Source organism: Mesorhizobium sp. LSJC285A00, assembly GCF_000503155.1.
In the GTDB taxonomy this organism is placed as follows: domain Bacteria; phylum Pseudomonadota; class Alphaproteobacteria; order Rhizobiales; family Rhizobiaceae; genus Mesorhizobium.
On record NZ_AYVK01000033.1, the window covers coordinates 64,060 to 71,648 of the forward strand.

The 7,589-nt window shown below is 63.0% G+C and carries 10 protein-coding genes and 1 pseudogene; 8 read left to right on the forward strand and 3 right to left on the reverse strand.

Going from position 1 to position 7,589, the window contains the following annotated elements; genetic code table 11:
- Positions 1–51 precede the first annotated feature (51 nt).
- Positions 52–1,074, forward strand: a complete 1,023-nt coding sequence (locus X726_RS145445; protein ID WP_023672027.1) for a glycosyltransferase family 1 protein — start codon at positions 52–54, stop codon at positions 1,072–1,074.
- Between the two features lie 10 nt (positions 1,075–1,084).
- Here X726_RS145445 and X726_RS145440 read toward each other — a convergent pair whose 3' ends face one another.
- The 3 genes from X726_RS145440 to X726_RS145430 all read right to left on the reverse strand — a co-directional run bounded on the left by X726_RS145440 (position 1,085) and on the right by X726_RS145430 (position 2,569).
- Entirely contained in the window at positions 1,085–1,444 is a 360-nt protein-coding gene (locus tag X726_RS145440; protein ID WP_023672028.1) for a tRNA-binding protein, read from the reverse strand.
- Positions 1,445–1,450: 6 nt separating this feature from the next.
- Positions 1,451–1,951 (reverse strand): YbjN domain-containing protein, encoded by a 501-nt coding sequence (locus tag X726_RS145435; protein ID WP_006202532.1) that lies wholly within the window; start codon positions 1,949–1,951, stop codon positions 1,451–1,453.
- A 315-nt stretch (positions 1,952–2,266) separates the two neighbouring features.
- The gene (locus X726_RS145430) at positions 2,267–2,569 is read right to left on the reverse strand and encodes an accessory factor UbiK family protein (protein ID WP_023672029.1); all 303 of its coding nucleotides are present in this window, start codon (positions 2,567–2,569) and stop codon (positions 2,267–2,269) included.
- A 155-nt stretch (positions 2,570–2,724) separates the two neighbouring features.
- On the opposite strand from X726_RS145430, the gene X726_RS1000000170700 reads away from it, so the two are divergent.
- From X726_RS1000000170700 to X726_RS1000000171415, 7 genes and pseudogenes are all read left to right on the forward strand, one after another.
- The gene (locus X726_RS1000000170700) at positions 2,725–2,883 is read left to right on the forward strand and encodes a hypothetical protein (protein ID WP_245259839.1); all 159 of its coding nucleotides are present in this window, start codon (positions 2,725–2,727) and stop codon (positions 2,881–2,883) included.
- Between the two features lie 83 nt (positions 2,884–2,966).
- The gene (locus X726_RS145425; RefSeq protein WP_023683720.1) at positions 2,967–3,206 is read left to right on the forward strand and encodes a BrnA antitoxin family protein; all 240 of its coding nucleotides are present in this window, start codon (positions 2,967–2,969) and stop codon (positions 3,204–3,206) included.
- Positions 3,207–3,309: 103 nt separating this feature from the next.
- A complete protein-coding gene (lgt, locus tag X726_RS145420) occupies positions 3,310–4,194 on the forward strand; it encodes a prolipoprotein diacylglyceryl transferase (RefSeq protein WP_023672032.1) in 885 nt (294 codons plus the stop codon).
- A complete protein-coding gene (locus X726_RS145415; RefSeq protein ID WP_023672033.1) occupies positions 4,191–5,255 on the forward strand; it encodes a class I SAM-dependent methyltransferase in 1,065 nt (354 codons plus the stop codon). Before lgt ends, X726_RS145415 begins: the two co-directional genes overlap by 4 nt.
- 151 nt (positions 5,256–5,406) lie before the next feature.
- Positions 5,407–6,201, forward strand: coding sequence for a peptidoglycan editing factor PgeF (gene pgeF, locus X726_RS145410; RefSeq protein WP_023672035.1), 795 nt, complete (start codon positions 5,407–5,409; stop codon positions 6,199–6,201).
- Positions 6,201–7,352, forward strand: a complete 1,152-nt coding sequence (locus X726_RS145405) for a Xaa-Pro peptidase family protein (RefSeq protein WP_023672036.1) — start codon at positions 6,201–6,203, stop codon at positions 7,350–7,352. Before pgeF ends, X726_RS145405 begins: the two co-directional genes overlap by 1 nt.
- A 55-nt stretch (positions 7,353–7,407) precedes the next feature.
- Positions 7,408–7,589: pseudogene (locus X726_RS1000000171415) on the forward strand (hypothetical protein); the annotation flags it as partial.

Sequence of the window (7,589 nt, forward strand, 5' to 3'; positions counted from 1 at the left end):
CCCGTACCGCTATCGCATCAAGGCAACCGTCGACCCGAGCAAAGGACCGCCATGCGCATCCTGATGGTCACCGACGCCTGGCGGCCGCAAGTCAACGGCGTCGTCCACACGCTGGAGCGGCTCACCGAAACGCTGAAAACCTTCGACGTTGCGGTCGACTTCCTGACCCCGAACATCTTTCGCACCTTGCCGTTGCCGACCTACCCCGACATCAGGCTGGCGCTGACCACGCCCGGTCATGTTGCGCGGCTGATCGAGGCTCGCAAGGCCGACCATATCCATATCGTCACCGAAGGCCCGCTCGGCATCATGGCGCGGCGCTATTGCCGCAATGCTGGCCGTCCCTTTACCACCAGCTATCACACCCGCTTTCCCGAATATCTCAGCGCCCGCCTGCCGGTGCCGGAGAGCTGGGCCTATCGCTGGCTGCGTGATTTCCACAATTCGGGACAAGGCACGCTGGTCGCCACCCAGTCGCTGGCGGAGGACCTTGCGTCGCGAGGCTTCACCAAGCTCAGGCCGTGGACGCGGGGCGTCGACACCGATCACTTCCGCCCGGACAAGAAGAAGGACCTCGGCTTTCCCGGCCCGGTATTCCTGTGCGTCGGCCGCGTCGCCATCGAGAAGAACCTGAGCGCCTTCCTCGATCTCGACCTGCCCGGCAGCAAGGTGATCGTCGGCGAAGGACCGGAACTGGCCAGGCTCAGGGCGAAGTACCCGCAGGCGCACTTCCTCGGCCATCGCCCGAACGATGAGCTGGCCGAGATCTACGCCTCGGCTGATGTTTTCGTTTTCCCCAGCCGCACCGACACGTTCGGCAACGTCATCATCGAGGCGCTGGCCAGCGGCACGCCGGTGGCCGCCTATCCGGTCACCGGACCGATCGACATTGTCGGCGACGGCATCGGCGGCGCGGTGTCGACCGATCTGCGCGAGGCCTCGCTCGCAGCGCTCAATGTCGACCGCGCCGAGGCGCGCGAACGCGCCATGCGCTACAGCTGGAAAGCCTGCGCCGAAATGTTCATGGACACGGTCGAAGAGGCGCTGGGAACGAAGCGCAAGCTGGCGGCCTGACGCAATCTTCCTAAAACAACCTGCCGCCGTCCGGCACCTTGCGCTCGATGGCGCCAAGGACCACGGCGCCTTCCTCATCAGGGAAGCCGAGCGTGAGCACTTCCGACATGAACGGACCGATCTGGCGCGGCGGGAAATTCACCACCGCAAACACCTGCCGTCCCACCAGCGTTTCCGGCGCATAGTATTTCGTGATCTGTGCCGAGGATTTCTTCACGCCGATCTCAGGGCCGAAATCGATCTTCAGCTTGAAGGCGGGTTTGCGCGCCTCGGGGAAAGGCTCGGCCTCGACGATCGTGCCGGCACGGATGTCGACACGATCAAAATCGGCAAAGCTGATCTCGGGCTTGCGCGCGCTGCTCGAACTCATGGAAGCTCAAGCGTTGCCATAGGTCTCGAACAGGACACCGGCCAGCGCATCCTTGGCCGAGGTTCCCGACCAGACAACGAACTGGAAGGCCTGGAAATAGCATTCGCAGGCTTCAAGCGCCGACGACAAAAGCACCTCGACCTGCTGGCTCGACGGTTCGACCCCGCCGGCGAGCAGCAGTGACTGGCGAAACATGATCGCGCCCTCCTGCTCCCAGAGATCGAAATGGCCAAACAGCATCTGCTCGTTGATCAGCGACAAAAGCCGCATCACTTCCAGCGCGCGGGCTTCCGGCACCTTGATGTCGAAAGCACAGGCCAGATGCAGCGCCTCGAAGTCCTCCATCCATGAGAAGGAGACGTGATAGTCGGTCCAGCTGCCGGCAACCGAGATCGAGATTTCGTCATCGCCGGCCCGTTCGAAGGACCAGTCATTGTTATGGGCGACCTGCTCGATGACATCCACCGGATGGATTTCGCGGGAGAATTCGAGTTCGAGAAGTTCCATGGAATGCTTCCTGTGTTCAGGGGAGCGCCACACGCTCCGCGGGGCACACACGACGAACAATCTTGTCTTGAACTCGGACGGCCAGGACTTCACGACACAAAGACCCCGGACCGGACCCCACCGCCCGGCCGCATGACCCTGCTCGAATCATGCAACAAATTCAGTCTATTGATCGGGAGTCGCGTGAACAGCCTAATTTTTCGCACTGCGTCATCAGCATGTGGAAAGGCGCTGTCACAAAGATTCATGCATCGCCGGTAAACGATTCACGGCAAAGCATTTTTTCGGATTGTGCTTTGTGGAAAAGTTCAAATTTTATTTTTTTGCTTTGGGCTTTGCCGCAGCCACAGGTGCGGCCTGTCCGGTCAATTCGGCAAGCCTGGCCTCGAGCGCATCGATGCGGGCGGCCAGCCTGGTGTTTTCTTCGCGGGCCTTGGCAGCCATGTCGCGGGCAGCCTCGAACTCCTCGCGCTGCACCACATCCATGGTGTTGAGGATGCGCTCGGCCTGCCCCTTGAAGGCAGTCTCCACCTCGCGGCGCACGCCTTGTGCGGCACCCGCAGCATCGGTCATCAGCTTGGCGAATTCATCGAGAATGCGGTTCGGTCCGGTTGACATGGCAAATCCTCGCTTGCTCGAATTGACGTAGTGGCACTGCCTGCGGAATGCAAGAACGTTGAAGCTGGTGCGGCTTCATGTCGGACGCGATTTGGCTCACGGTCCGGCCGACAGATTGCTATTATCGCAAATGGATTCTTGGAACGACGGTTGCCGTGACGGACAGTGCGGACTTGGAGAAGCGCTTTGCAGCACTCGATGCAGCACTCGCAAAGGGCATTTCGGATGCCGATGCGGGCCGGGTCAAGCCTGGCGACGAGGTGCTGGACAGGCTTGAAGCCAAATACAGGGCAATGGCAGAGAGAACCAAGTGAAGTTACTGGTCTTCACAGACCAGCGGCCTAGTTTTCCTCACGACTTGCTCCAGGCAAGAGTCACTCTCATTCAGGATCAACCAATGGCAACGCCCCCGCGCCGACCGACCAATCCGATGGAAGCCGCTGAAGCGGCCTTCAAGCCGGTCAAGAAACCCGCGCCTCCCATTCGCGAACCCTCCGCCGCACCAAACGTTCGCGAGCTTGTCTCGATCAGGATCGATCGCGCCGTGCTCGACCATTTCCAGGAAGATGGCCCCGGCTGGCAAGACAGGATCAACGATGCGCTCAGGCAATTGGTCGCCGGCAAGCCGCAGGGTTGAGCCCATTATCTCTGACGATCAGGCTGTCGTCACCTTGCCTTGACCCCGCCAAAACCCTGCCGCATGGTCCGCGCCCTAACGCGAGCCCTCCCAGGAGATCCTGTTGAACGACTATTTCCCGCTGCCGATGGCGTCGCTGTCCTTCCCCAACATCGACCCGATCCTGGTTCAGATCGGCCCGCTGGCTGTGCACTGGTACGGCATCGGCTATATCGTCGGCATCCTGTTCGCCTGGTGGTACGCCAAGCGGCTCGTCACCAACACAAGGCTGTGGCCTGATGGCGTCTTGCCGATGAAGCCGATCGACCTCGACGATTTCATCGTCTGGGCTGCCGTCGGCGTCGTACTTGGCGGCCGCACCGGCTATGTGCTGTTCTACGATTTAAAGCGCTATATCGACCACCCGCTCGACATCTTCGCCGTCTGGCAGGGCGGCATGTCGTTCCATGGCGGCCTGCTTGGCGTCATCCTCGCCATGACGCTGTTTTCCCTCAAGCGCGGCATCCGCACCTGGACGCTGTTCGACGTGGTGGCAGCCGGCGTGCCGGTCGGGCTCGGCCTCGTCCGCATCGCGAACTTCGTCAATGCCGAACTCTGGGGTCGCGTGACCGACGTGTCGTGGGGCGTCGTCTTCTGCAACGAGCGTCTCCAGCAGACCGTGGCGGGTTGTGTCGCGGGCCTGGAGCCTCGCCATCCGAGCCAGCTCTACGAAGCGCTGCTCGAGGGCGCGGTGCTGTTCCTGGTCCTGCGCTTCCTCACCCATTCGCGGCTGAAGCTGAAGACGCCGCGCTTTGTCGGCGGCGCCTTCATTTGCGGCTACGGCCTGTCACGCATCTTCGTCGAGTTCTTCCGCGAGCCCGACCAGCAGCTCGGCTACCTCCTCGGCGGCTGGCTCACCATGGGCATGGTGCTGTCGCTGCCGATGGTGCTGGCCGGCATCTGGGCGATGGCCACAGCCAAACCGGCGCCGCAACCACAGCCGGCATGACACGGCTGAAGACCCGCATCGTCGACCTGATCGGCGCGCTCGGCCCCCTCCCCGTCAACGAGTACATGGCGCTCTGCCTGTTCGATCCCAGCGACGGTTACTACACCACGCGCGAGCCGTTCGGCGCCGCCGGCGACTTCGTCACCGCACCCGAGATCAGCCAGATGTTCGGCGAACTCGTCGCCGTCTGGCTCTATCAGGCCTGGCTGGCGATCGGCCGACCCCTGCCGGTCACCATCGCGGAGATCGGGCCTGGCCGCGGCACGCTGATGAAGGACATGCTTCGCACCCTGACGCGGCTCGATCCGGCTATCGCCGCCGGAGCCTCCTTCGCCCTGGTCGAGACCAGTCCGCGGCTGACTGAAATCCAGAAGCAGACGCTTGCCGAAACTTCGGTTGAGCTCGGCTGGCACGAAACCATCGCCACACTGCCGCAGGCGCAGTTGCTGATTGTCGGCAACGAATTGTTCGACGCTGTGCCGATCCGCCAGTTCATCCGCGCCGGCGCCGGCTGGCGCGAACGGGTGATCGGCCTCGACGTCTCAGACGAGTTGAGCTTCTTCGCCGGCGCCGGCTCGGTCGAGGCGACGCTGCTGCCGGAAGACGCCGCCGAGGCGCCACAAGGCTCTATTTTCGAAATAGCACCGGCCCGCGCGGCACTGATGGCGACCATTGCCGAACGCATAGCCGACCACGGCGGCGCCGGGCTGTTCCCCGATTACGGCCATCTCCAGCCCGGTTTCGGCGACACATTGCAGGCCGTGCGCAGGCACGCCCCCGAAGATGTGCTGGCCAATCCCGGCGAAGCCGATCTCACCGCCCATGTCGACTTCGCTGCACTGGCCGCCGTCGTGCGGGCGCATGGCCTCGATGTGGAATTGGCGACGCAGGGCGACTTTCTGCTTGGCATGGGATTGCTTGAGCGAGCTGGCCAGTTGGGCAGCCAGGCAAGCCAAGAGGCACGACAAACCATTGCCGATGCCGTCGAGCGCCTGGCCGGACCCGACGGCATGGGCACGCTGTTCAAAATCCTGAAAATCCTGCCGCATCAGCCAGTCTGACCCTCAGAGATCGTTACAAGCCATCCCGCCATGTCGCTTGTGGTCGCATGCCTGCTTTTGGCCAATGCAAAGTCGACGCAGCAGCACTGTCGCAATCACTCGGCCGAACTTCGCCTTGACGAAAACGCCGGCGCGGACAACAAACCCATCCATGCTGAATCAGACCAAACCGGATCCTGTTCGCTCGCCGCTGCTGGAAGCGGCCAAGCCGCGAGGTATCCGCCATGGCTATTTCACCCGTATCGGCGGCGTCTCCGGCGGCATCTATCAGGGACTTAACATCGGCACCGGGTCGGATGACGATCAGATGCTGGTCGCCGAGAACCGCCGCCGCGTCGCTGCCTGGATGGGTGTACCGGCCAGCCATCTCCTGACCGCGCATCAGGTCCACTCGCCCGATGTCGTTATTGCCAGGGAACCCTTTCCCGGCCCGCGGCCCAAGGCCGACGCCATCGTCACCGACCGGCCGGGCATCGCCATCGGCGCCTCGACGGCCGATTGCGGCCCGGTGCTGTTCGCCGATGCTCAAGCGCGCATCATTGGCGCAGCGCATGCCGGCTGGAAGGGCGCTTTTGCCGGCGTGCTTGAAAACACCATTGCCGCGATGGAAAGCCTTGGCGCCCGCCGTGAGCGCATCATTGCGGTTCTCGGTCCTTCGATCGGCCCCGACAATTACGAGGTCGGGCCGGAATTCGTCGCCCGTTTCGTCGAAGCCGATGCCGAAAACATCGGCTATTTCGCGCCTTCGGCCAATCCGGCGCATGCAATGTTCGATCTCAACCTCTATACGGTCGACCGGCTGAAGAAGGCTGGCGTGACCGCCGAGGGGCTTGGCCGCTGCACCTATGCCGAGGAGGATCTCTTCTTTTCCTACCGGCGCGCGACGCATCGCAAGGAACCGGACTACGGTCGGCAGGTTTCGGCAATTGTTTTGGAGAACGGATAATGGCGCTGCATTTCGAACGGTCGGAATTTGACGCCCGGCGTGACCGGTTGATGATCGAGATGACGGAAAAGAAGCTCGATGCTGTACTGCTTTTCGCCCAGGAGAGCATGTACTGGCTAACCGGCTACGACACGTTCGGCTTCTGTTTCTTCCAGTGCCTGGTTGTGAAGGCTGACGGCTCGATGGTGCTGCTCACCCGCTCGGCCGATTTGCGCCAGGCGCGCCACACCTCGATCATCGACAACATCGTGCTGTGGACCGACCGCGACGGCGCCAACCCGGCGATCGACCTGCGCAACCTGCTCAACGACCTCAATCTCCTTGGCGCCCGCATCGGCGTCGAATACGACACCCATGGCCTGACCGCCTTCAATGGCCGCCGCGTCGACGAGCAGCTGCAGACCTTCGGCCAGATCGCCGACGCCTCCGGTATTGTCGGCCGTCTGCGCCTGTTCAAGAGCCCGGCTGAAATCGCCAAGGCCGAAAAGGCGGCCAACCTTTCCGACGACGCGCTCGACGCGGCCCTGCCGCTGATCAAGCAGGGCGGCGACGAAGCGCTGATCCTTGCCGCCATGCAGGGCGCGGTGTTTGCCGGCGGCGGCGACTATCCGGCCAATGAATTCATCATCGGCTCGGGCATCGACGCGCTGCTCTGCCGCTACAAGGCCGGGCGCCGCAAGCTGACCAAGAACGATCAGCTGACGCTCGAATGGGCCGGCGTGTTCCATCACTATCACGCGCCGATGATGCGCACCGTGCTGACCGGCAAGGCGTCGAAGCGCCATCAGGAGCTGTTCGACGCCGCCCGCGCGGCTCTTCTGGCGGTCGAGAAGGCGATGACGCCCGGCAACACCTTCGGCGACGTCTTCGACGCGCATGCCCGCACGCTGGAGGCGCACAGCCTGACCAAGCATCGGTTGAACGCCTGCGGCTATTCCGTCGGCGCCCGCTTCACCCCGTCCTGGATGGATATGCCGATGTTCTACCAGGGCAATCCCGAGCCGATCGCGCCCAACATGACATTGTTCGCGCACATGATCATCATGGACTCCGAAACCGAGACGGCGATGACGCTTGGCCGCACCTACCTGACCACCGAATCCCAGCCGAAGCCGCTTTCACGCCATGATCTCGACTTGATCGTACAGTGAATCCATAATGGTTGGTCCACGCGGGGGCGTTCGCGACTAAGGAGTTTTCGGGCAGATGAGACGATCGCATGTGACGACCGTGTCATTGCTCGCAGCGCTTGTGCTGGCCGCTTGCACCAATGCCAAGGACGTCCTTGAGCCGTCCGCCATCACGCCGCCGGCAGCCTCGGCCCAACCGGCTCAGCCCTTGGCTGCCCCGGGCATCGCGCCCGCCGCCACACCAGCGCCGGCCGTCGG

Bases quoted from the DNA above. Each gene is read 5' to 3' on its own strand.
- X726_RS145440 (WP_023672028.1), bottom strand. From the start codon at position 1,444: ATGAGTTCGAGCAGCGCGCGCAAGCCCGAGATCAGCTTTGCCGATTTT.
- X726_RS145405 (WP_023672036.1), top strand. From the start codon at position 6,201: ATGGCGCTGCATTTCGAACGGTCGGAATTTGACGCCCGGCGTGACCGG.
- pgeF (WP_023672035.1), top strand. From the start codon at position 5,407: ATGCTGAATCAGACCAAACCGGATCCTGTTCGCTCGCCGCTGCTGGAA.
- X726_RS145445 (WP_023672027.1), top strand. From the start codon at position 52: ATGCGCATCCTGATGGTCACCGACGCCTGGCGGCCGCAAGTCAACGGC.
- X726_RS145435 (WP_006202532.1), bottom strand. From the start codon at position 1,951: ATGGAACTTCTCGAACTCGAATTCTCCCGCGAAATCCATCCGGTGGAT.
- X726_RS145430 (WP_023672029.1), bottom strand. From the start codon at position 2,569: ATGTCAACCGGACCGAACCGCATTCTCGATGAATTCGCCAAGCTGATG.
- X726_RS145425 (WP_023683720.1), top strand. From the start codon at position 2,967: ATGGCAACGCCCCCGCGCCGACCGACCAATCCGATGGAAGCCGCTGAA.
- X726_RS145415 (WP_023672033.1), top strand. From the start codon at position 4,191: ATGACACGGCTGAAGACCCGCATCGTCGACCTGATCGGCGCGCTCGGC.